The 23,460-nt window shown below is 75.4% G+C and carries 18 protein-coding genes; 9 read left to right on the forward strand and 9 right to left on the reverse strand.

Annotated features, from left to right (window positions below):
- Nucleotides 1-21 precede the first annotated feature (21 nt).
- Nucleotides 22-594 (reverse strand): toxin-antitoxin system, toxin component, encoded by a 573-nt coding sequence (locus ACIF9R_RS20870; RefSeq protein WP_399982054.1) that lies wholly within the window; start codon nucleotides 592-594, stop codon nucleotides 22-24.
- A 647-nt stretch (nucleotides 595-1,241) separates the two neighbouring features.
- Between ACIF9R_RS20870 and ACIF9R_RS20875 the strand changes: the two genes are divergently transcribed.
- The 3 genes from ACIF9R_RS20875 to ACIF9R_RS20885 all read left to right on the forward strand — a co-directional run bounded on the left by ACIF9R_RS20875 (nucleotide 1,242) and on the right by ACIF9R_RS20885 (nucleotide 3,779).
- Entirely contained in the window at nucleotides 1,242-2,315 is a 1,074-nt protein-coding gene (locus tag ACIF9R_RS20875; protein ID WP_399982057.1) for a PP2C family protein-serine/threonine phosphatase, read from the forward strand.
- A 143-nt stretch (nucleotides 2,316-2,458) separates the two neighbouring features.
- The gene (locus ACIF9R_RS20880) at nucleotides 2,459-3,040 is read left to right on the forward strand and encodes a DUF488 family protein (protein ID WP_399982059.1); all 582 of its coding nucleotides are present in this window, start codon (nucleotides 2,459-2,461) and stop codon (nucleotides 3,038-3,040) included.
- 139 nt (nucleotides 3,041-3,179) lie between these two features.
- Nucleotides 3,180-3,779 (forward strand): lytic transglycosylase domain-containing protein, encoded by a 600-nt coding sequence (locus tag ACIF9R_RS20885; RefSeq protein WP_399982062.1) that lies wholly within the window; start codon nucleotides 3,180-3,182, stop codon nucleotides 3,777-3,779.
- Nucleotides 3,780-4,024: 245 nt separating this feature from the next.
- Here the strand turns inward: ACIF9R_RS20885 and ACIF9R_RS20890 are convergent, their stop codons facing one another.
- From ACIF9R_RS20890 to ACIF9R_RS20910, 5 genes are all read right to left on the reverse strand, one after another.
- The gene (locus ACIF9R_RS20890; RefSeq protein ID WP_399982065.1) at nucleotides 4,025-6,307 is read right to left on the reverse strand and encodes a lantibiotic dehydratase; all 2,283 of its coding nucleotides are present in this window, start codon (nucleotides 6,305-6,307) and stop codon (nucleotides 4,025-4,027) included.
- 235 nt (nucleotides 6,308-6,542) lie between these two features.
- Nucleotides 6,543-6,797, reverse strand: coding sequence for an acyl carrier protein (locus tag ACIF9R_RS20895; RefSeq protein WP_399982067.1), 255 nt, complete (start codon nucleotides 6,795-6,797; stop codon nucleotides 6,543-6,545).
- Nucleotides 6,794-7,807, reverse strand: coding sequence for a threonine/serine dehydratase (locus ACIF9R_RS20900; RefSeq protein WP_399982070.1), 1,014 nt, complete (start codon nucleotides 7,805-7,807; stop codon nucleotides 6,794-6,796). Before ACIF9R_RS20900 ends, ACIF9R_RS20895 begins: the two co-directional genes overlap by 4 nt.
- Nucleotides 7,804-9,306: an amino acid adenylation domain-containing protein gene (locus ACIF9R_RS20905; protein ID WP_399982073.1), complete on the reverse strand. Its 1,503-nt coding sequence runs from the start codon at nucleotides 9,304-9,306 to the stop codon at nucleotides 7,804-7,806. The genes ACIF9R_RS20900 and ACIF9R_RS20905 overlap by 4 nt, the downstream gene beginning before the upstream one ends.
- A complete protein-coding gene (locus tag ACIF9R_RS20910; RefSeq protein ID WP_399982076.1) occupies nucleotides 9,306-11,666 on the reverse strand; it encodes a lantibiotic dehydratase in 2,361 nt (786 codons plus the stop codon). The genes ACIF9R_RS20905 and ACIF9R_RS20910 overlap by 1 nt, the downstream gene beginning before the upstream one ends.
- Nucleotides 11,667-11,908: 242 nt before the next feature.
- Between ACIF9R_RS20910 and ACIF9R_RS20915 the strand changes: the two genes are divergently transcribed.
- The 3 genes from ACIF9R_RS20915 (at nucleotide 11,909) to ACIF9R_RS20925 (ending at nucleotide 13,838) form a co-directional block, all read left to right on the forward strand.
- On the forward strand, nucleotides 11,909-12,160 hold the full coding sequence (locus tag ACIF9R_RS20915; RefSeq protein WP_399982079.1) for an MbtH family protein: 252 nt from the start codon (nucleotides 11,909-11,911) through the stop codon (nucleotides 12,158-12,160).
- Complete coding sequence (locus tag ACIF9R_RS20920; RefSeq protein ID WP_399982082.1) at nucleotides 12,153-12,932, forward strand: 4'-phosphopantetheinyl transferase family protein; 780 nt, start codon at nucleotides 12,153-12,155, stop codon at nucleotides 12,930-12,932. Before ACIF9R_RS20915 ends, ACIF9R_RS20920 begins: the two co-directional genes overlap by 8 nt.
- A 165-nt stretch (nucleotides 12,933-13,097) precedes the next feature.
- Complete coding sequence (locus tag ACIF9R_RS20925; protein WP_399982085.1) at nucleotides 13,098-13,838, forward strand: Type 1 glutamine amidotransferase-like domain-containing protein; 741 nt, start codon at nucleotides 13,098-13,100, stop codon at nucleotides 13,836-13,838.
- 71 nt (nucleotides 13,839-13,909) lie between these two features.
- Here the strand turns inward: ACIF9R_RS20925 and ACIF9R_RS20930 are convergent, their stop codons facing one another.
- A complete protein-coding gene (locus ACIF9R_RS20930; protein WP_399982088.1) occupies nucleotides 13,910-14,548 on the reverse strand; it encodes a response regulator transcription factor in 639 nt (212 codons plus the stop codon).
- A complete protein-coding gene (locus tag ACIF9R_RS20935) occupies nucleotides 14,545-15,156 on the reverse strand; it encodes a LuxR C-terminal-related transcriptional regulator (protein WP_399982091.1) in 612 nt (203 codons plus the stop codon). The genes ACIF9R_RS20930 and ACIF9R_RS20935 overlap by 4 nt, the downstream gene beginning before the upstream one ends.
- Before the next feature lie 522 nt (nucleotides 15,157-15,678).
- Between ACIF9R_RS20935 and ACIF9R_RS20940 the strand changes: the two genes are divergently transcribed.
- The 3 genes from ACIF9R_RS20940 to ACIF9R_RS20950 all read left to right on the forward strand — a co-directional run bounded on the left by ACIF9R_RS20940 (nucleotide 15,679) and on the right by ACIF9R_RS20950 (nucleotide 22,175).
- Entirely contained in the window at nucleotides 15,679-18,792 is a 3,114-nt protein-coding gene (locus ACIF9R_RS20940) for a type 2 lanthipeptide synthetase LanM family protein (RefSeq protein WP_399982094.1), read from the forward strand.
- Nucleotides 18,793-18,871: 79 nt separating this feature from the next.
- Entirely contained in the window at nucleotides 18,872-19,069 is a 198-nt protein-coding gene (locus ACIF9R_RS20945; RefSeq protein WP_399982097.1) for a hypothetical protein, read from the forward strand.
- Nucleotides 19,070-19,262: 193 nt separating this feature from the next.
- Nucleotides 19,263-22,175: an AAA family ATPase gene (locus ACIF9R_RS20950; RefSeq protein ID WP_399982100.1), complete on the forward strand. Its 2,913-nt coding sequence runs from the start codon at nucleotides 19,263-19,265 to the stop codon at nucleotides 22,173-22,175.
- A 16-nt stretch (nucleotides 22,176-22,191) separates the two neighbouring features.
- Here ACIF9R_RS20950 and ACIF9R_RS20955 read toward each other — a convergent pair whose 3' ends face one another.
- Nucleotides 22,192-23,442, reverse strand: a complete 1,251-nt coding sequence (locus tag ACIF9R_RS20955; RefSeq protein WP_399982103.1) for an MFS transporter — start codon at nucleotides 23,440-23,442, stop codon at nucleotides 22,192-22,194.
- Between the last annotated feature and the right edge of the window lie 18 nt (nucleotides 23,443-23,460).

A 23,460-nucleotide genomic window follows, 5' to 3' on the forward strand; every position in this document is an offset into this window, starting at 1 on the left:
CGGAAGGTCTGTGTCCACGGGTCAGACCGGGCGGAAGCGATGTGCCATGGACGCATGGATCCGTCCCGTGAGGTTCCGGGGGTCGCCCGCGTCCCGGCGGGCCCCGTCCAGGGCGGCCTGGACCCCTGTGGCGAAGCGGAAACCGAAGTGTTCCGCTTCGCGTTCTTCCCGAACCTCGCGGCCGTCGGTGCGCGCGGCGAAGTGGAGCCCGACGTCCATGCGCCGGGCGGGCCGGCAGCCGGTCCGTGCGGCCTCGGCGACGGCGGTCACGAGGCCGGCCGGCTCTCCTGCCGCTTCCGTGCCCGCGGCGGCACGGGTTGCGTCGGCGCCGTGCCCCTGGAACATGTGCCACGTCTCGTGACCGATGATCACGATCTGATGCTCGGGATCGGTGGTCTCCTCATAGACGATCAGGTCGTGGTCGGCGCGGTCCACCCACAGCCCGCTGGCCGTCGCGGGCGGGAAGGCCGCTCCACGGAGTTGGACGGGCCGGCCCCGCACCAGGCTCAGGGCCCGGCCGATGGCGGGGACGACATCCGCGTCCCCCGCGAGCGGCCGCAAGTTACTCACGAGTTCGGCGCTGAGCTTTCGCATCGGCCGTGTCCTCATGCGTCCTCTTCCTGGTCGTCGAGCTGCCGCGGCGCGTTCTTGGTCCCGTTGAGCCCGGCCGGCCCACCGCGGGCGGCGCAGCTGCCGCTCCTGGCGACGCCTCGAGCTCGGCGAGGACGGTCAGCAACGTACGGTCGAGGGTGTCGGGCGCCTCAGTGCTGAAGCACGCCCCTCCTGCCTCGATCCGGAGGACGTCCCCGACTCCGTACAGGAGTTCAACGCTCGGCACCGTGTCACCGGAGCGCACCTGCCGCATCCGCGACGCCGACACCCCGAGCGGCCGGGAAACGCTGCCGGCCAGGTCGGACACGCGGGTGCCCGTACGCGCGAGGTGGGTGGGTCCACCGACGTGCTCCCGGGGTCGTGGATCGGCAGATGCTGTGTGTCCCGCAGCCTACGCACCTCACCCGCCACCTCTCAACGATCGTTTCCCGCCGGAAACGATCGCTTCGAGTCACTCCGGTCGTCCTCACTGGCGGTGCCGTCCCGCCGCCCTCGTTCGCGTGCCGTTCGTTCGCACGCGCCTGACGGGCCGGCGACGAGTGGAGCCTCCACCCCCGGCGAGGCAGGCTGGACGCATGCGGTGGGCGCCTCTTACGCGACGCGGGCGGAAAGCCCGGGGTCACAGCCGGGTGCTCATCACCCTGCTGCGGTGGCTGCCGTTCATGATCGCGCTGATGGTACTGGTCATCGAGCTCACTCCGGCCCACTTCCTCTACACCGGTCCCCTGCTCACCGCGACGCCCGCTCTCGCGGCGGTGACGCTGGGCCCCAGGGGCACCCTCGCGGCGGCGGCCACGGCCCTGGCGGTGAGCATCGTCACCGCCACGTACAACCAGGCGTGGGCCACCCTCCAGGTCCTGACCAACTTCTCGGCTCTGGCCCTTGTGTCCCTTGCCGGTTACCTCACCAGTCACGCGGTCCAGACGCGCAGGCTGAGCGAGCTGGAGCAGGTGCGCCGGATCGCCATGGCGGCACAGGAGGTCGTCCTGCGGCCGGTGCCGGCGCGGCTGGGCCCGCTGCGGGCGGCCAGCCTCAGTCTCGCGGCCGGGACGCAGGCACAGATCGGCGGTGACCTGTACGAGGCGGTGCCGACCCGGTACGGAGTCCGGTTGATCGTCGGGGACGTCCGGGGGAAGGGGCTCGCGGCCATGCGTGCGGTCGGTGTCGCACTGGGTGCCTTCCGGGAAGCCGCACACTACGAGGACGAACTGGCCGAGGTCATGAACCACTGCTCGGCCGCGCTGCGGCGGGAGGTGGCGGTCGAGGGCGCGTACTCGCAGGAGATTCGCCTGGAGGCGTTCGTCACCGCCGTCATGGCCCAGGTGTCGGACGGACCCGTGGTGCGGATCGTCAACCGTGGCCATGTTCCGCCGCTGTTGCTGCACCGGGGCAGAGTGCACACGCTGACGCCGGGTTCGTACCTGCCGCCGCTGGGTTTGGAGGACCTGGCCGAGGGCCCCGCGGGTGAGCCCGACAGCTATCCGTACACGAGTGGCGACCGTCTGCTGCTGTACACCGACGGCGTCAGCGAAGCCCGCGACCGCGACGGCGTGTTCTTCCCACTGGCGCACGCAATGGAACGGATCCGCGCCGACACGACCCCGCGGGAGTTCCTGGAAGAACTGCACCGGGCGCTGCTCCACCACACGGAAGGCCGCTTGACGGACGACGTGGCGATGATCGTGATCGACCGGCTTCCCTGAGGAATCCGTGGTCGGCGCCGCCGGGGCACGGACTCCTGCCCCGCGGGTTGGACGGCGTGGCCGAGGGAACCCGGCGACGCCACGGTCCGCCGAGAGGGCCCTTCAAGGGGCCGGAACGGGCGAGCTGAGCGGAAGGGACGGACATGACGGAGCGGGTGCATGGCGACGTGGTCGGTCCTGTCGCTCGACGCGGCGCGAAGACGGACCGCGTGCTCACGATCGGGCACTCGACACGCGGCTTCGACGAGGTGCTCGGTCTGCTGCGGGGCAACGGCGTCACCTGCCTGGTCGATGTCCGGTCGTTCCCTTCGTCCAGGAAGCACCCGCAGTGGAACCAGTCGGCCGTCGTCGACGCCCTGCCACCCGACATCGGGTACCGCTGGATCCCCGCCCTGGGAGGCCGCCGCCATACGCCCAAGGGCGTGCCGAGCGTGAACGGGGCGTGGCAGGTCAAGGCCTTCCGTGATTACGCCGACTACATGAGTACCGAGGCCTTCTCGAAGGGACTTGCCGAACTGCGGGAACTGGCCGCGCGCGAACGGCCCGCCATCATGTGCAGCGAAGCGGTGCCCTGGCGGTGCCATCGACGGCTGATCACGGACGCGTTGATCGTCTCCGGCGTGGAGGTCGTGCACATCATGTCGCGCACGTCGGTGAAGCCGGCCGTCCTGAATCCCCACGCGCGGGTCCGCGACGGCTCCCTGACCTATCCCCCGCCCGAGTGAGGTCCCGCCCGAAGACGTCCGCTCGGGCGGTGATGCGACGCCGGGGGCAGCCGGTGGACCTGGTGCGCGCTCCGGGCGAAGGTGGATTGGGGCGGGGCCACGGGGGCACGTGCACCTCACACGTGGAGGGGTGATCGTTATGGCCGAAGGGCCGGTGCCGGCAGCGCGGCGAGGGACTCGAACAGCGGACCGTGAGGCCGCCCGGACGCCGCCGCTGCGTCCCGGCGACTACACGCCCGCCGACTACGCGGCAGTCGTGGTGCGCGGTGCCCAGGAGGCGGGCGTTTCCCCGCTGCTCGTGATGACCGTGCTGCACAACGAGGCGTACAAGCCGCACCATCCCCTGCTGGAGCTGTTGTGGCAGTGGTGGAAGCCCGAGGCGTCCTTCGGCGTGGCCAACATGCACCGGGCGACGTTCGAGCGGGTCCGGCGCACGCACGGCCTGCCGGGGCGGTGGCAGGATCTGCGCGACGACCCCGCCTTCGCCATCCGCACGGCTGCCCTGCACCTGAAGGACCTCGACCGGAGCCTCCCCGGACGGCACGTACGCCGTTACACCCGCGACGAACTCCTCGCCCTCGGATACAACGCGGGTGAACGCAACATGCGCGCCTTCGCCCGAGGCGTCCCGCCGGGCCCCATGGCACGGTCGTACCTGCGCCGCTTCCGCGCCCACCGGGAACGAGCCGCGGCATGCCTGGCCGACAGCGGCGGACCGGGCGACACGGCCACCGGCTGAGCCGACGCCGCGCGGAGCGCCGCGTGCCGATGCCCGCGGTAGCGCCGGCGCTCCGGGGGCGTGAGGTCCCCACCGCCCGCCCGACGGCGACGACCTCGCGTAGCGGCGGCTCCGGGACACCGGGGCCGCCGCACCCGTGCGGGCGGCTCGGGCGACCGTCCCGGCGCGCTCCCGCACGCCGGGACAGCGGTCGCCGGTCAGCCCGTCTCCCGGTCAGCCCGTCTCCCGGTCAGCCCGTCTCCCGGTCAGCCCGTCTCCGTGTCGAACGCGACGAAGCGCAGTTCCGAGGTGTACCGCCGTCCTTCGTCGTCGCGGAGCCAGGTCTGCTCCGGAGTGGGCAGCATCTCCGTGAACGTGACCGTGCCCTGCTGGTCCCGGCGGCCCAGCCGGCGCAGCGCCTTGGCGAGGATCGTCACGTACACGGGACTGTCGAAGTCGACGTAGAACGGCCGGGACTCGGCCGGCGAGACGACGAAGACGTAGCGGGGCAGGCCGAGCCGGGCGCGCCAGCGGCGGGCCCGGACGAAGCGGCGGGCCTCGTCCTTCTCGTCGGCGAAGCCGGCTCCGGCCGCGGGCAGTCGCCAGGTCTCCCGGGTCACCACCAGCCGGTCCAGCGTGACCCGCGGCGTGTGGTCGTCCTCGGGCAGGAGGCGGAAGAGATCCATGGACAGGGTGGTCAGGACATGTGAGAAGACGTCCGTCACCGGGAATCTCGCGCCGTCCGGGAGCCGGACGACGAGGTCGTCCCCGTGCTCCTCCACGACGGCGTCGGCGCTGCGCACGGCCCGGGGACGGGTGGGGTCCGCGGTGAAGTCGGTCAGGGCGACCTGGTAGTCCTGAGGCCGTATCAGCGTGTGCCGGACCCGGGTGGACAGGCGCGCGCGGTGCTCCTTGGGGAGCAGCGGCAGCAGGCGCGGGCCGGGGTGGTCCCGGTCGGTGAGGCGGATCAGTTCGCCGGCGTCCGGGTGCTGGTGGGTGAAGAGGGAGGCGCCCAGCGTGTTGGCGGCCAGGTGGAGTTCCCCGAGAACGAGGGTGAAGTCGCCGCGGGCCACCGCCTCGGTGCCGTCGGCGGCGATCATGATGTCCGGGCTGAGATAGCGGGCCGCCGTCCAGCCGCCGGAGCCGGGGAACTCCTCCCGCACCGCCTCCTCGATGTCCGCGGAGCGGACGTGGACCCGGCGGGCTCCCGCGGGGACCGTGAGCAGACGCCGCCAGACGGCGGCGAACTCGTCCTGGAGTTCGCCCGCGGTGGCGCGGACGGGGCCGTGCAGCACCGGCAGGCAGGCGAACCAGAAGGCAGCCAGGTCGACCGGGCCCTCGGCGGCGAGACGTTCGTACACCGGACGCATGCCGGTGCGCAGCGCGGCGGCGAGCCGTGAGGTGAGCCATCCGGCGCTGTCCATCAGCAGCCGCAGCGGGCGCAGCGCCTCCAGCACCTCGGGGCCGAGGCGGGCCGTCGCGGACCGCCGGGAGTCGTGGTACACGAGCGCCCGGCACGGCGCCGTCGAGGCGGACTTCTCCCGAACGGCGGCGGTGTCGGTCAGCTCGGTGAAGTTCCGCTCCAGATCGGTCATCGCGCCGAGCAGCGTGTCCACGTCGCGGGCGGCCGCCACCGCCGCGCGCCCCTGCTCCAGCCGGTCCAGCGCTGCGATCCCCCGCCGGCGCGGTCCGGGCGCGCCGACGGTCCGCAGCCAGGCCCGCAGGTCCCGGTCCGGGTGAGTGCCCGCGGGGACCTCCAGACGCCACGTCACCCAGCGGCGGGCGACCAGGTCGGCGAGCACGGCGGGCACGTCGTGGTCCGGCAGCGCGGCGGTGATCGCCCGCGCCGGGCGGACGCCGTCGCAGAGGGCGAGGACGGCCGCGGTCCCGGCGGGGACCGTCACCGGCCGTCTGCCGGGCACGCGGACCCGGTCGCCGTCCACCGTGACGAAGGGCACCCGGCGGGGGGCGATCCACTCCCGCAGGCCGGGGTCGGCGTCCAGCGTTGCGGCGACCGCGTCGATGCCCCAGCTCGCCCAGTAGACGGTGGACTCGGCGACCAGTCCGGATCCCGTGCCGAGTGCGGCACCGGACGTCGCGGCGTCCCAGCGGCCCCAGCCGACGGGGCCGAAGAAGCCGATGGTGTCGTTCTTCACGCAGAACCGCTGCCAGTAGTGGGCGATGAGTTCCTCGCGCTGGCGGGGCATGCTGCTGCGCGGGTCCACGCCCGGTGTCCAGCGCAGGAACGGCGCGATGCCCGAGGTGAGGACCGGGCGGTTCTGCCAGGCCACGGCCTCCCGGAAAGCCGGCGTGCGGGCGATGTCCTGGAGGGTGTGGGCGGTCTCCACGGCGGCATCGGCGAAGAGCCGGGTGAAGTCCTCCCACGGGGCGCCGTCGAGGGAGGTGTCCCCGTCGAACTTGTCGGCGGCCTCGGCCAGTCCGGGCGGGGCCAGGCGCAGCACCCCGTCCGCGGGGAAGCCGGGGCCGCGCAGCGCGAACTGCTCCCACAGGCGCCAGCGGCCGAGGGACGGCAGGAGGTCTTCGGTCATGGCAGGGCTCTCCTTGCGAGCGCGAGAGGACGGACGGGGCAGGGGGACACGGGTCGCGCCGGACGGGCGGGAGGGCTGCCCGGCGGAGGGCGGGGAGGGCTGCCCGGCGGAGGGCGGGGAGGGCTGCCCGGCGGAGGGCGGGGAGGGACGCCGGCCCGCCCCCGCCTTCCGGTCCCGGTGCGGGTGGGTCGCGCCGGCGTCGGAGGCGGGTGGGTCCGGGGTGGGAGCCGTGGGGTCAGGGGCGGCCGTAGTCGGTGTCGACGACCTCTGCCAGATCCCGGGGCGTGGGATAGGCGAAGACCAGGGAGACCGGCACCTGCGCGCCGAGGATCTCCTCGAGACGGCCGGTGATCTGGAAGGCGGTGAGGGAGTCACCGCCCGCCTCGTAGAAGTCGGTGTCCTCGGTCAGGTCGGGCAGGCCGAGCACCTCGCGGAAGATGGCGACGAGCAGGTCGGCGGTGCGGGTGGCGGTGGTGGCGTTCTCGGTCATGACGGGTGCTCCTCGGTGGTGGTCGGCACGGCTGTTTCCGTGGGTTCGGCGGTGGCGGTGCGGTGCAGGGCGTGCAGGCGGGCGGGTGTGTTGCCGCCGGAGACGACGGCCACGGCCCGCTCGCGGCGGCCGGCGCGCAGGGCTCCGGCCAGGGCGACGGCTCCGCTGGGCTCGGCGTCGACGCCGAGGCGGCGCAACAGGACGGCGGCGGCGAGGATCTCGTCGTCGCCGACGGCTATCAGGTCGTCCACCCGGTCACGGATGACCGGGTAGGGGACGCGTCCCGGCCGCTGGCCGCGCAGGCCGTCGGCGACGGTGGCGCAGGGCGGCAGCTGGACCGGGTGCCCGGCGGCCAGGGAGCGGGCGTAGCGGGGGATCCGGTCCGGTTCGACGCCGACGATCCGGACCGGGTGGTCCGCGGCCGCGAGGCAGACGCCGGCGAGGAGTCCGCCGCCGCCGACCGGAACGTAGACCGTCTCCGTCTCGGGGGCGTCGGCGAGGAGTTCGGTGCCGACCGTGCCCTGCCCGGCGACGACCAGGCGGTGGTCCGAGGAAGGGACGAGGGTGGCTCCGGTCTCCCGCGCGAGCGCGCCGGCCCGTTCGTCCCGCTCGGCCACTCCCCCGCCCACCCGGACCGTCTCGGCGCCCAGCGCGCGGACGGCGGCGGTCTTGGCGGGGTCCGCGCCCGCCGCGAGGACGACGGTCAGGTGAATGCCGAGGGAGCGGGCGAGCCGGGCGAGGGCGATGCCGTGGTTGCCGGACGATCCGGTGACGACCCGCTCGGCCTGGAGTGCCAGGAGCGCGTTGGCGGCTCCGCGCGTCTTGAACGAGCCGCCGTGCTGGAGGTGTTCGGCCTTCAGTAGCAGTTCGGTGCGGTGTCCGGCCGGCACCGGTCCGCTGAGCAGGGGGGTGCGGCGGACGTGTGGGGCGATGCGGGCGGCGGCCGCGGCGACGTCGGCGGGGCCGAGCCCGGGGCCGGCCGCGGTCGGCCGCAGGCCGGTGGCGGTCACGGGGTGCTCCCCACGACCAGCCGGCGGCGGTCCGTCTTGCCGCCGCGGGTGGTCGGCAGCGCGTCGTGGCGCCGGAAGTGCCGTGGCATCAGGTGCGGCGGCAGCGAGCGGGCCAGGTGGGCGCGCAGGTGGGCGTCCTTCGTGGCGGCCAGGTCACCGGTGACATGGGCCGCCAGGTACGTACGCCCCCGGTCGTCGGTGTGCGCGGTGACGACGGCGCCGCTGACGCGCGGGTGGGAGAGCAGAGCGCCTTCGATCTCGGCGGGGTCCACGCGGTAGCCGCGGATCTTGACCTGCCGGTCGGTACGCCCGGCGTAGGCGAGGCCCTGCGGGCTCCACCGTCCGAGGTCGCCGGTGCGGTAGAGGCGGGCACCGGGCTGACCGTAGGGGTCGGGCAGGAAGCACTCGGCGGTGCGGTCGGGGCGTCCGCCGTAGCCCCGGGCGACACCCGCGCCGCCGATGTACACCTCGCCCACCGTGCCGTCGGGGACGGGCGCGAGGTCGGCGTCGAGCACCCGGACGACCGTGCCCGGGCGGGGTGTTCCGACCAGGTCCAGGGCCGTGTCGGGCTCGGCGGCGACGCGGTGACGGGTGGTGGTCATGGTGCATTCGGTCGGGCCGTACTGGTTGACGAGCGTGCCCGGGACCGCCCGCCGTCCACCGGCGGCGAGGAAGGGGCGCAGGGACTCGCCGCTGGTGGCGACCAGGGTGACGCCGCCGAGCGGGTCGGGCAGATCCGGTTGCCCGGCCAGGTGGGCCAGGAAGGACGGGGTGGTGCTGAGCAGTGCGGTCACCCGGTGGGCGCGCACGGTGCCGGCGAAGTCGGCGGGTCGCAGCAGCCGGGCGCGGTCCACGATCACCAGCCGCCCTCCGGCCAGCAGCGGGGCGAAGGTGTCCCGGATGGACGCGTCGTAGCCGAGCGGGGCCGTCTGGAGGGCCACGGTGTCCGGGCCGAGACCGAAGGCGCGGGCGGTGTCGCGCAGGTAGGCGTCGAGGGCGTGGTGCTCGACGAGGACGGGGCTGGGTTCGCCGGTGCTGCCGGAGGTGTGGCTGACATAGGCCAGGGCGTGCGGATCGACCCGGGCGGGCGGCGTGGCGGGCGGGTCCTGCAGGGTGACGGCACCGTCCAGCAGGATCGTCGGCAGGTCCGGGTCGGGGTCCAGGGCGCGGAGGTGTGCGGAGGTGGTCAGCAGCAGCCGGGTGCCGGCGCTGTGGACGAAGGCCGCGAGCCGGTCGCGGGGCTGGGCCACGTCCAGGGTGAGGAAGGCCGCTCCGCAGCGCAGGACGGCGGCCATGGCGGCCACGGCGTCCGCGCCGTGCCCGACGGCGACGGCGCACACCGTCTCCGGCCGGGCGCCCCGGGCGCGCAGCAGGCGGGTCAGCTCGTCGGTGCGTGCGGCGAGACGGCCGTAGGTGACCTGGCCCGTGGGCGTGTCCAGCGCGATGCGGGCCGGGTGGCGGGCCGCGTGCGCGGCGAGGTCGTCGGCGACGGTGCGCATCACGCCTCCTCCGAGCCGGAGCCGGTGGCGGTGCCGGAGCCGGAGCCGGAGCCGGTGACGGTCAGGTCGACGGCCACGAAGCGGAGTTCGGAGGTGTAGCGGTGTCCGTCGTCGTCGGTGAGCCAGGCCTGCTCGGGGGTGGGCAGCATCTCGCTGACCTTCAGACGGGCCCCGGGGTCCTTGCGGGCGAGCCGGCGGGCCGCCTTGGCGAGGATGGTGATGTACACGGGGCTGTCGAAGTCGACGTAGAACGGGCGGGGTTCGGCCGGGGAGACGACGAACACGAAGCGGGGCAGGTCGTGACGGCGCTGCCAGTGCCGGGCGCGGACGAACCGGGCGGCCTCGCTCTTCTCGTCGGCGAAGTCGGCGTCACCGACGGGAAGGTGCCAGGTCTCCCGGGCCACGGTCATGCGGTCGATGGTGATGCGCGGGGTGTGATCGCCGTCGGGGCGGAGCGTGAAACGGTCCATGACGCGCTGGGTGAGGGTGTTGGCGTAGGCGTCGAGGACGTCGTGGACGGTGCCGTCGGGCAGGACGGCGGTCAGACGTCCGTCCCGGTCCTCGACGCGGACGTCGGCGCTCGGCACCGAGTTCGGGCGGTACGGGTCGCCGGTCTGGTCGACGAGGGTGACGTAGTGGTCCTCGGGCCGGTCCAGGGAGGGCCGGCTGCGGGTGGACCAGCGCAGGGGCAGCTCCTTGGGCAGTGTGGGCAGCAGGCGGGGGCCCGGGAAGTCGCGGGTGGTCTCCGCGACGAGCCGGTCGCGGTCGGGGTGCTGGTGCACGAAGAGGGAGGCACCCATGGTGTTCAGCGCGCAGTGCATCTCGCCGAGGACGAGGTCGACGTCGCCGCGTGCGAGGGCGTCCGCGTCCTCGGCCACGACCAGGACGTCGGGGCTGATGTAGCGGGCGAGGGACCAGCCGTCGCCGGGCTCGGCGAACTCACGGCGCACACGGTCGGCCAGCTCGGCCGTGGTCAGGCGGACGCGGCGGGTGCCGGGGGGCAGGTCGAGGACCCGGGCCCACTTGGCGCGCAGTTCGGCCTGGGCGGTGTCGATCAGGTCGCCGGCGTCGGGGTGCGGGGAGGGCAGGGTGTGCATCCACAAGGTGGCGAGGTCCACCGGTGTGCCGTCGGCGCTCAGGCGGGCGTGGACGGTGCGCAGGCGGGCGCGGATGGCGTCGGCGAAGCGGTTGGTCATCCAGCGGGCGGCGGTCAGGCACAGCTGGAGGGGTTCGAGGTGCTCCAGCAGTGCGGGGCCTGCCGTGGCCGTGGCGGAGCGGCGGGCGTCGGAGTACACCAGGCCGCGGCAGGGGGCGGTGCGTGCGCCCTTGGCGCGCTGGGCGTCGCTGTCGGTGAGGGCGGCGAAGTCGGCCTCCAGGGCGCCGATCGCGGTGGTCAGCGCGGCGGCGTCGGTACCGGCGGCGCGTACGGCGTCCCGGCCGCGCTCCAGCACGGCGAGCTTGGCGAGGGCACGGTCGCGGGCGGCCTCGTCGGGGACGCGCTCGAGGATCCGGCGCAGGGCCAGGTCGGGATGGGTGGCGGCGGGCACCTCCAGGCGCTGGGCCACCCAGCGCCGGCGGACCAGTTCCCCCACGATGCCGGCCACCTCGTCGGGGTCCAGGTCCAGGTCGGCGGCGATGGCGGCCGTGTGCCGGGTGCCGTCGCAGTGCCGGAGGACGGCCTGCTGCACCTCCCCGACGGGCTGGGCGGGCCGCCCCGGGACCCGGACCGTGCCGTCCTCGCAGCGCACGAAGGACATCCGGCGCGGCGGGATCCACCGCGTCAGCTCGGCGTCCTCGGCGAGCACCTTGGCCAGGGCGTCGACGGCCCAGCCGGAGAAGTAGACCTCCTGCGCGGCGAGGAAGCCCCGGCCGGCGTCCACGGTGACGGCGTGCGGCGCGGCCGGGTCCCAGCGGCCCCAGCCGACCGGCCCGAAGAAGCCGATGGTGTCGTTCTTCACGCAGAACCGCTGCCAGTAGTGGGCGACCAGCTCCTCGCGCTGGCGGGGCATGCTGCTGCGCTGGTCCACGCCCGGCGTCCAGCGCAGGAACGGCGCGATGCCGGTGCGCAGCACTGCCGGGTTCTGCCAGGCGAGGGCCGCCTGGAAGCGGGGCCGGCCGGCGATGTGCTGGAGGTGGCGGGCGGTGTCGACGGCCGCCGTCGACAGGTCCTCGGTGAAGGCCTCCCACTCGGGTCCGGACAGATCGGTGCCGGGGCCGAACTTGTCGGCGGCCTCGGCCAGTCCGGGCGGGGCCAGGCGCAGCACGCCGTCGGCGGGGAAGCCGGGGCCGCGCAGGGCGAACTCCTCCCAGAGCCGCCAGCCTCCGCCCGGTAGCAGGACCGGTGCGTGCTCGTCCGACATCACGTGCTCCTTCCGGAAAGGGGGGTGCGGGCCGGCCGGCGGTGGCCGCCGGGCCGGACGCCGGGCTCCCCGGCGGACAGCACCGTCCCGCGACGGCGCGGTACGGCACCAGAGAAGATCCGGCAGCAACGCGCGCCGCGGGCTCGGCGCGTTCGTCCCTGCCCGGGGCGGGCGGTCGCCCGGCACGCTGGCGGCGTCGGTCCCGACCTGTGGCCGGCCCCACCACCTGCGGGAGGTTCACCATGACGCAACCCGACTCCACGACCGGCGCGGGCGCTTACGAGGCCCCTACGGACACCGACGAGGTGTACCTCGTGGTGCGCAACGACGAGGAGCAGTACTCGATCTGGCGGGCCGACCGCGACGTGCCCGCCGGCTGGCACCCGGAGGGCAGGCGCGGGACCCGGCAGGAGTGCCTGGACCACATCGGCGTGATCTGGACGGACATGCGCCCGCTCAGCCTGCGCCGACGGCTCGCCGGGGCAGATGTCTGAGTCACGGGCGGGCCGGCTCCTGGACCCGTCGGCGCACGCCCCGCCGCCGACGCCGTCCGGGCTGCTGTGTCCGGCCGTGCTGGACCTGTCCGGGCTGCGGCGGCGGACCCGGGCGCCGGGCCCCCGGGTCCTGCGGGGGCCGCTGGAGCTCTACCTGGCCCATGTCGGGGCGCAGGACGAGCAGACCCTGCGGGACGCGCGGGAGCTGCTGGACGCGGAGGAACGTGACCGGGCCCGCGCGTTCCGGCACGACCGCGACCGGGCCGCGTACGTGGTCGCGCACGCGGCGCTGCGGGACGTGCTGAGCCTGCTGCTCGGCGTGCGCGCCGAGGCACTGCCCCTGGCGCGGGAGCCGTGCGCGGGCTGCGGCGGTCCGCACGGGCGGCCGGTCCTGCGCACCCCTGGTGTGCATTTCTCCCTGTCGCACAGCGGGGACCTGGTGCTGGTGGCGCTCGCCCCGGCACCGGTCGGCGTCGACGTGGAGGGGCTGGCCACGGACCGGGCGGTGCTCGGCGCCCAGTCGGCGCTGCACCCCGTCGAGGCGGACGAGCTGGCGCTGCTTCCCGCACACGGGCGTCCGGCCGCGTTCACCCGGGCCTGGGTGCGCAAGGAGGCGTATCTGAAGGGCCTGGGGACGGGGCTGGTACGTGATCCGGCGCTGGACTACGTGGGCACCGGGCCGCTGTCGGCCGTCCCGGCGCCGGGGTGGAGCGTTCGGGACGTCCTGGTCCCGGCGGGGTACGCGGCGGCGGTGGCGCTGCGGACGCCCTGACAGCGCACGGGCGCGGCACGGCGGGGACCGGTCCGGTGGACCGGTCCCCGCCGTCGTGTCGCGGTGTCCTCGCACGGTCCGGTGTCCCCCTCCGGGGGGCGGGAGCGCGATGCCTTCACCAATGACTCACCAACAACCCGGAGTTGACGCGCTACGATCACCGGCGTGACCGCTCCGGAACCGACCATCGTCGCCACCTCCGGAGGTCATCGCGTCGGCGCGCGCACCCGGGTCCTCTTCGACGCCCTGGTCCACCACGCGGTCGATCTCTCCGGTGTGCACGGCAGACGCCCCCGCGTCCTCTACCTCGGCACGGCGGTGGGCGACGCCGAGCACGTCACGGCGCGGGTGAGCGAGGCCGCCCGGGTGGCGGGCTTCGACCTCACCCCGCTGCAGCTCTTCACGATGCCGAACGTGGAGGACGTCGAGGGTACGGTGCTCGGCCACGACGTGGTGTGGGTGATGGGCGGCTCGGTGGTCAACCTGCTCGCCGTGTGGCGGGCGCACCGGCTCGACGAGATCCTGCGGCGCGCCTGGCGCGCCGGCGTGGTGCTCGCCGGGGTGAGCGCGGGTTCCCTCTGCTGGTACGAGGGCGGCACCACGGACTCCTTCGGCCCCGGACTCCGTCCGGTCACCAACGGGCTGGGGCTGCTGCCGTACGGCAACGGGGTGCATTACGACAGCGACGGGGGCCGGCGTCCGCTGACCCACCGGCTGGTCGCCGAGGGCGTGTTCGCGACGGCGCACTGCACCGACGACGGGGTGGGGCTGGTCTACCGCGGCACCGAGCTGGTCGAGGCGGTGGCGGAGCAGCGGGACAAGGGTGCCTACGTGGTGTTCCGGGACGGCGACCGGGTGGTGGAGGAGCGGATGGAGCCGCGGCTGCTGCCCGCGCCTCCCGGCTGACGGCCGCCGGAAGGCGTGGCCGGCCGCGGGAGCCGGAGGGCGCCCGCGGCCGTCGGGGCGACGTCTTCGGATCACACCAGGCCGTGGCGTACGGCGTGGGCGACGGCGTGGGCCCTGTTGCGGGCCTGCAGCCGGGCCATGATCTCGTAGACGACGTTCTTGACGGTGTGTTCGGAACAGCGCAGCAGCAGGGAGATGTCGGCGTTGCCGTGTCCCTCGGCCATGAGGCGCAGCACCGAGGCCTGACGTGCGGTCAGGGCGGGACGGCCGCCGCCGGCGGCCCGGTCCGCGGAGCGTGGCTGACCGGTCAGCAGGTGGGAGAGCTCGGGGTAGGGGATGCTCGGGTGCGGGTGGGTCGCGCGGCGCACCGCGGCGGCCAGGTTCTCCCCGGTGAGGTCGGCGGCCCGCAGGACGGCCGCCCCGGCCCGCAGCGCGAGCCGCAGGTCCGTCCGTCCGACGGTGTCGCACACGAGGACCAGGGGGCCGGTGTCCCGCCGGCCGCGCAGGGCCCGGCCGGCGTCGGTGGCGGCGGCCACGGTGACGGTGACGGTCCCGGGCCCGCCGTGCTCCGGTGCGCAGGCCAGCCCCGCCCGGCGGGCCGCGCAGCGGACGCGCTCCGCGCCGGGTGAGGGCATGATGCGCAGGACGACGGGTGCGAACGCCGGGCCGGCACCGGGCGCCTGGGGCGCGGTGGTCAGGGTCGCGGTCACAGCAGGCCCGCCCGGAGCGCGTAGGCGACCGCGTGGGCGCGGTTGCGCAGCCGGAACCGCTGGGTGATGTCGTGGACCACGGTGGTCACGGTGCGCGGCGAGTAGGCGAGCCGCTGGGCGATCTCGGCCGTCTCGTGGCCGTCGGCAAGCAGTCGCAGCACCGAGCGTTCCCGGTCGGACAGCATGCCGTCGGTCCAGCCCCCGGTGGTGTGCCGGGCGTCGGCCGGGCGGTCCAGGAGCTGTTCGAGCAAGCGGGGTGGCAGGGTGCAGTCGTCGCGGGAGGCGGCCAGCACCGCGTGGGCGAGGCGGGGCGCGTCGGCGTCCCGGCGCGGCAGCAGGCCGCGGGCACCGGCGGCGAGGGCGTGCAGGGCGTCACCGGAGGCGAGGGCGCCCGCCACCAGGACGACGGCGGGGCTGTGCCGCAGGGCGCGGGTGGCGCGCACCATGTCGAGTTCGGCCGGTCCGGGGCGGTCCACGGTGAGGACGGCGACCCGCGCGTCCACGGGCTCACACACGGTCAGGTCCGGGCAGGCCAGCAGGGTGGTGCGGGTGCCGGCCTCCAGCACCGGGTCGAGGGCGACCACGCCGACGGATACGGGTGCTCCCATCTGCTTCTCCTAGGAAGTTCGTCCGCCCGGTCGTGCGCGCTCCGGGTCGGTTCTGCGGTGGGGACTGCTCACCACCGTGCCGCGGGCGGGGTGCGCCGGCATCGGTAGCCGGCCCCCACCTTTCCGGCCGGCGGGGCCGCCCCCCGTCCGCGGCGGCTCCCCCGCGACCGCCTCGCCGCCCGTGGCGCGGCGGTCGCCGGCCGGCCGGCGCGGCGGCGATGGTCTGCGGCGGGAGGTCGGGGGGGGCGGTGGGGAGGGGGCCCTGGGGTCCGTACCCCTGAGGAGCGGGGGCGCGGGCGGCCGGCGCACACGACGGGGGCGGGCACAAGGGCCGAACACGCAGAACCGCGTTCTCCCGCGGTGTCCCGTTACCCATGTGCGGCGACCGGGCACCCCAGCCGCTGACCTGCGACGTCCTCCAGGTCGAGGGCGAGACGGCGCGGCGGGCGCGGCGGGGCCGCACAGAATATGGGGGACGCTTACCCATGTGGGGGTCACAGGGGGTCTGCGACCTTCTTTCTCGTGACTGAGACCGCCAGCCCCCCGGCTCCCCGGAGCGCCGTCCTCCCGCCCTCGTGGTGGGCGCCGGCCCTGTCCCTCGCGGAACGGCTCGCCGCCCCCGGCCTTCCCGGGGTGCCCGCCGAAGCCGCCGCCGGCCCCGCCCCGTGGGCCGTCGGGGACGCCGAGGGCTTCGCCCTGCGGCTGGCCCACCTTGGCGTGGACCGGGTCACGGCCGCGGCGCTGGCCGCCGAGCCCGCCGAGCGGCTGGCCGCCCGGGCCGCCAAGCCCGACTGGGCGCGGCACGCCGAGGCCGTCCTGGCCGGCGCCTCCCGGGAGCCGGCGGAGCCGGCCGGCCGGGAGGTGGAGGTAGAGGGGCCCGACGTCTTCGCCCCGGTGGTACGGCCGTTCGTCGCCGACGCCACCGCGCGGCTGGCCGGGCTGCTGCCCGCGGGCGCCGAACAGGCCGTGTGGCGGGAGGCGTTCGCACGGCGGCTGACGCACCAGCTGGTCCGTCAGGCGGCGCGGACCCTGGTCCAGGAACTCGACACGGCGCGCCGCGGCGGACGGCTGGCCGGTGCCGGCCCCCGTGAACGGTTCGACGCCTTCGTCGCCGCCACGGGCACCCGGCGGGGTCTCGGCGCGCTGTTCGCCTCCCGGCCGGTACTGGCCCGGATGCTCGCGCAGACCGCGCTGGACGCGATCGCGGCCACCGCCGAGCTGGCGGCCCGGTTCGCGGCCGACCGGGAGGACCTGACCGCCGGGCTGCTCGGCGGGCGCGACCCGGGGCCGCTCACCGGGGTGGACCTCGGCCGGGGGGACGCCCACGAGGGCAACCGGTCCGTCGCGGTCCTGCGCTTCGGCGGCGAGCGGCTGGTGTACAAACCGCGTCCGCTCGGCCAGCACGCCCTCCTCGACGACCTGGTGGGATGGCTCAACGCCAAGGTGCCCGGCCTGGACCTGCGCACCCCGCGCAGTCTGCGCCGCGAGGCGTACGGCTGGCTGGAGTTCGTCGGGCACCGCTGGTGCCGGTCGGTGACCGAGACCGACGCCTTCTACCGGCGCCAGGGCGCGCTGCTGGCCCTGCTGTACGCGGTGGACGGCGCGGACATGCACTACGAGAACGTCATCGCCTGCGGCGACCAGCCGGTCCTGGTGGACGCCGAGACGCTGCTGCACACCGGGCTCGCGCAGTCCATGACGACGGGCGCCGACCCGGCGGCGGACGCGCTGCGGGCCTCCGTGCACCGCACCTGTCTGCTGCCGCACCTGCTGATCGGCGAGCACGGGGCGCTGGACATCTCCGCGCTCGGCCGGTCCACCGACGGCACCTACCCGAGCGAGGGCCTGCACTGGCGCGACAGCGGCCTGGACACCATGCGGGCCGTGCGCGGACCGCTGCTCAGCCCCGCGGCACACAACCAGCCCTTGCCCGCCGGCCACCTCCTGGAGGGCGCCGACCACCGGGCCGCGCTGCTGGAGGGCTTCCGTGCCGGGTACGCGGCCCTCGCCGCCCACGGGGGCGAACTGCTCCGTGAGGACGGCCCGTTGATGTCCGGCGCGGACCGTCCCGCGCGGCTCGTCGCCCGCGCCACCCGGCTGTACGCGACCCTCCTCGAGGAGTCCGCCCATCCGTCGCTGCTGGGCGACGCGCTCGCCCGTGAGGGGGTCTTCGCGGTGCTGTGGACGGAGTCCGAGCACGACGAGGCGCGCCGGCGGCTGGTCGAGCACGAGACGGCGGCCCTGTGGCGTGGTGACATCCCGCTGTTCTCGCACCGGCCGTCGGGAACCGCGGTGCGGGCCGAGGACGGCACATGGCTGCCCGGTCTGCTGCCCGTGGCGGGCGTGGCCTCGGTACGGGAGAAGATCGCCCGGATGGACGAGGTCGACTGCCACGACCAGGAGTGGATCATCACCGCCTCGATCGCGGCACGGGGTGCGGGATCCCCGCTGGACCGGCCCCGGTCCGAACTGACGGTGGAGCCGGTGCCGGCCGTGGCGCCGGACGCGTCACGGCTGCTCGCCGCCGCGTGCGGGATCGCCGACGAGATCGCCGCCCGCGCGGTGCGCGACGAGAACCGGACCAACTGGCTCGGCCTGGAAAGGGTGTCCGGCCCGCACTGGGCGGTGCTGCCGATGGGCGCCGGAATCGCGCAGGGCTACTGCGGGGTCGCGCTGTTCCTGGCGCAGACGGACGCGCTGGCCGGAGCGGGCCGGTACGCCGCGCTCGCCCGGGAGGCGGTGCGCCCGCTGCCTGCCCTGCTGAAAGCCCTGGCGGACGATCCCGGACTGAGCGCGGCGGCGGGTCCTGGCGCCTACGACGGTCTCGGGGGCATCGTCCACGCGGTGCTGCGGCTGTCGGCGCTGCTCGGCCCGGACCAGGCGGACTGCCTGCCCGACGCGCTCACCGCCCTCGGGCACGCGGCGTCCGCCGCGTCCGATCCGGGGTTCGGCAGTGGTACGGCCGGAGCGCTGACCGCCGCCGTCGCCGTGCACGAGGCGACCGGGGACCCCGCGGCGCTGCGGCTGGCGACCGCCCTGGCGGACCGGCTGCTCGGCGCGCTGTCCGGCCCCGAGGGGGCCCCGGCGCCGGGGGCCGTGGCCGCCGGGTACGGGCTTTCCGCCGGTTTCGCCGACGGGGCCGCGGGCATCGCGTGGGCCCTGCTGCGGTACGCCGCCCGCCTCCCTGGGGAGACCACCGCGCACATGGCCGCCGCCCGGGCGCTGCTGGAGGGCGCCCGGCGGGGCACCGGCGACGCGTCCTGGTCCCGTGGGCTCGCCGGGGCGGCGGCCGTCGCCGCCCACCTGGACCCGGTACCGGGACCGCCCGCCGCGGCCCGGCCGGTGGATCCGGAGGTGCGCCCCGACCTCAGCCTCGGCCGGGGCACGCTCGGCGCGCTGGAACCGCTGGCCGTTCGTGCCGGACGGGGCGACCCGGCCGCCGCCGGAACGCTCGCCCGGTACGCCGGCCGGGTGCTCGCCCTCGTCGAGGCGCACCACCACCGCTGCGCCACCCCCGACCACGTTCCCTCCCCCGGACTGCTCGACGGGCTGTCCGGCATCGGGTACGGGCTGCTGCGTCTCGCACATCCCGGCACCGTCCCGTCCGTCCTGCTCCTGTCCCACCCCGGCGCCTGACCGGCAAGGCTCAACGCACCCACGGCACTTCCGCCTCCACCCCCGTACCCGGCGTACGGACCTCAGAAGGGGATCACCGATGGACCAGCACCTGAACACCACCGCCGCCGACTCCGCCGTGAACGCCGGCGAGGAGCAGGACGCGGCAGGCGGGATCACGCTCACCGGCCGCAACCGCGCCTGCGACCGCGCCCGGGTTCTGGCCGGGATGGTGCTGACCAGCGGCATCGTCATCACGCTGACCTCGCTGGACACCTCGGTCTCCGTGCCGAACTGATCCCGTGCGGTCGTCACCGCGCGTGAGGGCGCGGGCCCGGCGGACGGGCCCGCGCCGCGGTGCGTCCGGCGGGACCGCCCGCTTCCCGCCTCGGCGGAGGCCCGTTCGACGCCGGGGTGGGCCGGGTCACGGCACGTGACCGCGCCGATGCGGTCTGCCCCAGACCCCGACATTCTGATTATCATCTGCATCCATGCGTTCCCATGCGCCTTCCCTCGTCGGGCGGGACCCCCAACTCAGCCTGCTCGAGAGTGCCTTGGCCGAGGCGCGCCAGGGAAGGGGCGGGGTCGTCTTCCTGGTCGGTGAGGCCGGGGTGGGCAAGTCGCGGCTCGCGGCGGAAGCCGTCGGCGGCGCGCTGGGCTCCGGGATGCGGGTGCTGCGCGGCCGCAGCAGCACCACCGGCCCCGCGGTGCCGTTCCGTCCGCTGACCGAGGCGCTGATGCCGCTGTTCCGCGGGGGCGAGCCCCTGGACGACGCGGCCCTCGGCGCGTACCGGCCGGTTCTGGGGCGGCTGATACCGGAGTGGGACACCGGGGAGCGCGAGAGCAGTTCCATGGTGATCCTGGGTGAGGCGGTGCTGCGGCTGCTGCTGGCCGCCGGGCGCGGACAGGGGCAGTTGCTGCTGCTGGAGGACCTGCACGACGCCGACCCCGAGACCCTCGGCGTCCTCGAGTACCTGGTGGACAATCTGGAGTACACGCCGGTGCTGCTGCTGGCCACCGTGCGGACCGACTTCAGCGACGCGCTGGACCTGGCGCAGTCCGCCCGCCGCCGGGGCGTCGCCGCCCTGGCCGAACTCCCGTCGCTGACCCGGTCCCAGGTGGAGGAGATGACGGCGGCGCACCTGGGGGTGGACGGCCCCCACGAGGTGCCGCCGATGGTCCGGGACCGTCTGTGGGAGGACAGTGCGGGCAGTCCGTACCTGGTCGAGGAGCTGCTGCAGTCCATGATCGGGGCGGGCACCCTGGTGCAGGGGGCCGACGGCTGGCGCACGGTGGGCGATCCGCGCCGGGACGTCTCCTCCACGCTGGCCCGCGGCATCCTGCGCCGCATCGACCGGCTGGGCGCGCAGGGCCTGACGCTGCTGTCGGCCGCCGCGGTGCTGGGCCGCCGCTTTCCGCTCACCGTGCTCCAGCACATGACCGGTGTCGACGACCGGACCCTGCTGAGCCATCTGCACGCGGGCGTCGCGGCCCGGCTGGTCGTCCCCGACGAGCCCGCCCCCGACTGGTACTCCTTCCGCCACTCCCCCACCGTCGAGGCCCTGTTCACCCAGATGACGCCGGGGCAACGCGCGGAGCTGGCACGGCGCGGCGCGCGGGCCGTCGAGGAACTGCACCCGGGCCTCGAGCGCGACTGGTGCGCGCTGGCGGCCGGTCTGCGCTGCGAGGCCGGGGACCGGGTGGAGGCGGGACTGCTCTACGCGGACGCCGGCGGGCGGGCCCTGGCGGCGGGCGCCCTGGGCTCGGCGGTGACCCTGCTCAGCCGGGCCGAGGGGCTGCTGGCCGAGGCCGGTGATCCGCAGGCCCGGGCCTCGGTGCTGGAGGACCTGCTGCCCGCACTCGCGGAGGCCGGTGACTTCACCCGCGCCTTCGACCTGGCCGAGGACCTGCACGCGCTGGGCGGGGCCGGGCTGAACGCCGTACGGCTGGCCACCCTGCACACCCGGCTGGCCAAGGTGGCCCACACCGCGGGCCGGTGGAACGACGGCAACCGGCAGGTCGTCCGGGCCCGCGAGGTCCTGGCGGGGGCCCCGGACGAGGCGACGGCCGCGGCCGTCGACGTCACGGCCGCCTACCTCGCCCTGGACACCCCGGGCCCGGACCGCACCCAGCACGCGGAGAAGCTGGCCCGCTCGGCGGCGGACACCGCCGAGCGGCACGGGCTGCCGGTCGTCGCCTGCCAGGCGCGGGAGCTGCTGGCCACCGTGGCCCGCGAGCGGGACCCGGAGGAGTCCGCCGACATGCTCCGGCAGGCCCTCGACACGGCGGAACGGCACCGGCTGCCCCTGCAGCGGATGTACGCGGCCACCCGCATGGGCGGCAACGCCTGGCTCGCCGAGGGCGACACCTCCGGCCTGCTGGCGGCCCGCGAGGAGGCGCTGCGGCTCGGCTCGGTGAACATCGTGCACACGGTGGACGGCATCCTCGTCCTGGACGCGGTGCTGCGCGGCGACCACGGGACCGCGCGGTCGGCGGCGGAGGACTGCCTGGCGGTGACGCGGCGGCTGCGCCTGGCGCCCGTCGTGCGGTACGTGCTGATGGCGCGCGCCACCCTGGAGGCGCACCGCGCGGACCGGGCGGCGATGGAGGAGTCACTGGCGGCGTTCACCGAGTGGGACGGCGCGGGTTCGCAGGAGGAGCCGCTGAGCGTCGGCCTGGCCCGCGCCTTCTGCGCGCTGCTGGAGGAGGACCGCGATCTGGCGCGCGCCGAACTCCGGGCGGTGCAGGCCCTGGAGGCGGGCAACCCCTCCACCTATCACCTCGGCGGCACCCACGGCCTGGTCCTGTTGCTGGACGTGCTCGCCGGTGACGCGGACCGGACCCGGCACGAGGAGACCACCGCCACCGCGATGGCCCGGATGCGGTGGAACCGCCAGTTCGTGCTGCTCGCCGACGCCGTGCTGCTGGGCCGGGAGGGCGCGGGTCCGCGCGCGGTGGTGGCGGCCGAGTCGGCGCTGGCCGCCGCGCAGCCGTATCCGCTCGCCCGGCACCTGGGGCTGCGGCTGATCGCGGACGCGGCGCACCAGGACGGCTGGGGCGACGCGGTGGGCTGGCTGCGGCAGGCCGAGCACTACTTCCACGAACGGGACGTGGTGGCCGTCACCGGCGCCTGCCGGGCGGCGCTGCGCCGCTTCGGCGCCCCGGTGCACCAACACCGCTCAGGTACGCGTTCGATCCCGGGGGAACTGCGCGCCCAGGGCGTGACCGTGCGGGAGTTCGACGTGTTCCGGCTGCTCGCGGAGCGGCTCACCAACAAGGACATCGCCGACCGCCTGTTCATCTCGCCCCGCACGGCGGAGAAGCACATCGCGAGCCTGATCACCAAGACGGGAGCGGCCAACCGCGCGGACCTGTGCGCGCGGTCGGCCGCCCTGAGGGACTAGGGCCGGCGAGGGGCGCCTACCGCATGCCGCGCACCGCCCTGGACGCCAGTACCGCCAGTCCGGTCGCGGCGAGCAGCGCTGCCACCACGCCGAACAGCGCGGAGACGTCCGTGCCGGCCAGCGCCCCGCACACGATCAACGACAGCGGGGCGACGGCGTATCCGAGGACCATGTCGACGGAGACGACGCGGGCGAGCACGTCCTGCGGGATGTTGCGCTGGATCCAGCTGAGCCCGAACACGCCCTGGAATCCGATGGCGAAGCCCATGGCGAGGACGGTCGCGACGACGACCGGGGTGCTGTGCACCAGGCCGAGGACGGCCATTCCCGCGGCGAGCCAGCCGGCCAGGGCGGCCACCAGCAGGCCGACCCTGGGCCGCCCGCCGACGGCGCCGCCCGCGAGGGTGCCGAGGACGGCTCCCGCGGCGAGGGAGCCGTTGAGTACCCCGAGCGTGGCCGAGCCGCCGCGCAGCACCTGGTCGGCGAGGGTGGCGAAGCCGACGGTGAAGGGTCCGGCGTAACAGAAGTTGACGGCGGTGTCGAGGACGACGACGGTCCGCAGCCGCGGGTCGCGGGCGGTGTAGGTGACGCCCTCGCGGATGCGGGCAGTGAGGGACGCCTGCTTCCCGGGCGTGCCGTCCGGGTCGGTGCGGGGCTTGCCGGGACGGGTGCGGACGCGGGACACGCACAGGCCGCACAGGGCGAAGCAGGCGGCGTCGACGAGGAACGCGACCGGCGCCCGGGTCAGCGCGATGACCAGGCCGCCGACGGCCGGGCCGATGATGGCGGCGGTCCGCGCGCCGGCGCCCATCAGCGCGTTGGCCGGGGTGAGCAGTTCGTCGTCGACGACCGAGGGCAGCACGGAGACGCGCGCGGGCTGGAAGAAGGCGTCGACGGTGCCGAAGGCGGCGGCCGCGGCGCACAGCATCCACACCGTCAGATCGCCGGTGAGCCCGGTGACGCCGACGGCCGTCATCAGGGCGGCCCTCGTCCAGCTGGAGGCGACCATGAGGGTGCGCGGGGACATCGAGTCGCCGAGGCTGCCGCCGACCAGGGTGAACAGGGCGCGGGGCACGGCCTGGAAGGCCAGGACGTAGCCGAGGGCGAGGGTGGAGCCGGTCAGGCCGAGGGTGATCCAGGAGAACGCGACGACGCTGAACCCGTCGCCCAGCAGCGACAGTGCCTGCCCCGTCCACAGGAGCCGGAAGGACCGGTGCCGGACGGGGGCCCACAGGCGTGGGCCGGCGTCGGCGAGGGTGGTGGCCATGGGGTGCCTTTCGTCGGA

It is taken from the genome of Streptomyces sp. NPDC086080 (genome assembly GCF_044540255.1).
Classification (GTDB): domain Bacteria; phylum Actinomycetota; class Actinomycetes; order Streptomycetales; family Streptomycetaceae; genus Streptomyces.

Coding starts and splice junctions, on each gene's coding strand:
- ACIF9R_RS20870 (WP_399982054.1), bottom strand. CDS start 594: ATGCGAAAGCTCAGCGCCGAACTCGTGAGTAACTTGCGGCCGCTCGCG.
- ACIF9R_RS20880 (WP_399982059.1), top strand. CDS start 2,459: ATGACGGAGCGGGTGCATGGCGACGTGGTCGGTCCTGTCGCTCGACGC.
- ACIF9R_RS20885 (WP_399982062.1), top strand. CDS start 3,180: ATGGCCGAAGGGCCGGTGCCGGCAGCGCGGCGAGGGACTCGAACAGCG.
- ACIF9R_RS20890 (WP_399982065.1), bottom strand. CDS start 6,307: ATGACCGAAGACCTCCTGCCGTCCCTCGGCCGCTGGCGCCTGTGGGAG.
- ACIF9R_RS20895 (WP_399982067.1), bottom strand. CDS start 6,797: ATGACCGAGAACGCCACCACCGCCACCCGCACCGCCGACCTGCTCGTC.
- ACIF9R_RS20905 (WP_399982073.1), bottom strand. CDS start 9,306: ATGCGCACCGTCGCCGACGACCTCGCCGCGCACGCGGCCCGCCACCCG.
- ACIF9R_RS20910 (WP_399982076.1), bottom strand. CDS start 11,666: ATGTCGGACGAGCACGCACCGGTCCTGCTACCGGGCGGAGGCTGGCGG.
- ACIF9R_RS20915 (WP_399982079.1), top strand. CDS start 11,909: ATGACGCAACCCGACTCCACGACCGGCGCGGGCGCTTACGAGGCCCCT.
- ACIF9R_RS20920 (WP_399982082.1), top strand. CDS start 12,153: ATGTCTGAGTCACGGGCGGGCCGGCTCCTGGACCCGTCGGCGCACGCC.
- ACIF9R_RS20935 (WP_399982091.1), bottom strand. CDS start 15,156: ATGGGAGCACCCGTATCCGTCGGCGTGGTCGCCCTCGACCCGGTGCTG.
- ACIF9R_RS20945 (WP_399982097.1), top strand. CDS start 18,872: ATGGACCAGCACCTGAACACCACCGCCGCCGACTCCGCCGTGAACGCC.
- ACIF9R_RS20950 (WP_399982100.1), top strand. CDS start 19,263: ATGCGTTCCCATGCGCCTTCCCTCGTCGGGCGGGACCCCCAACTCAGC.
- ACIF9R_RS20955 (WP_399982103.1), bottom strand. CDS start 23,442: ATGGCCACCACCCTCGCCGACGCCGGCCCACGCCTGTGGGCCCCCGTC.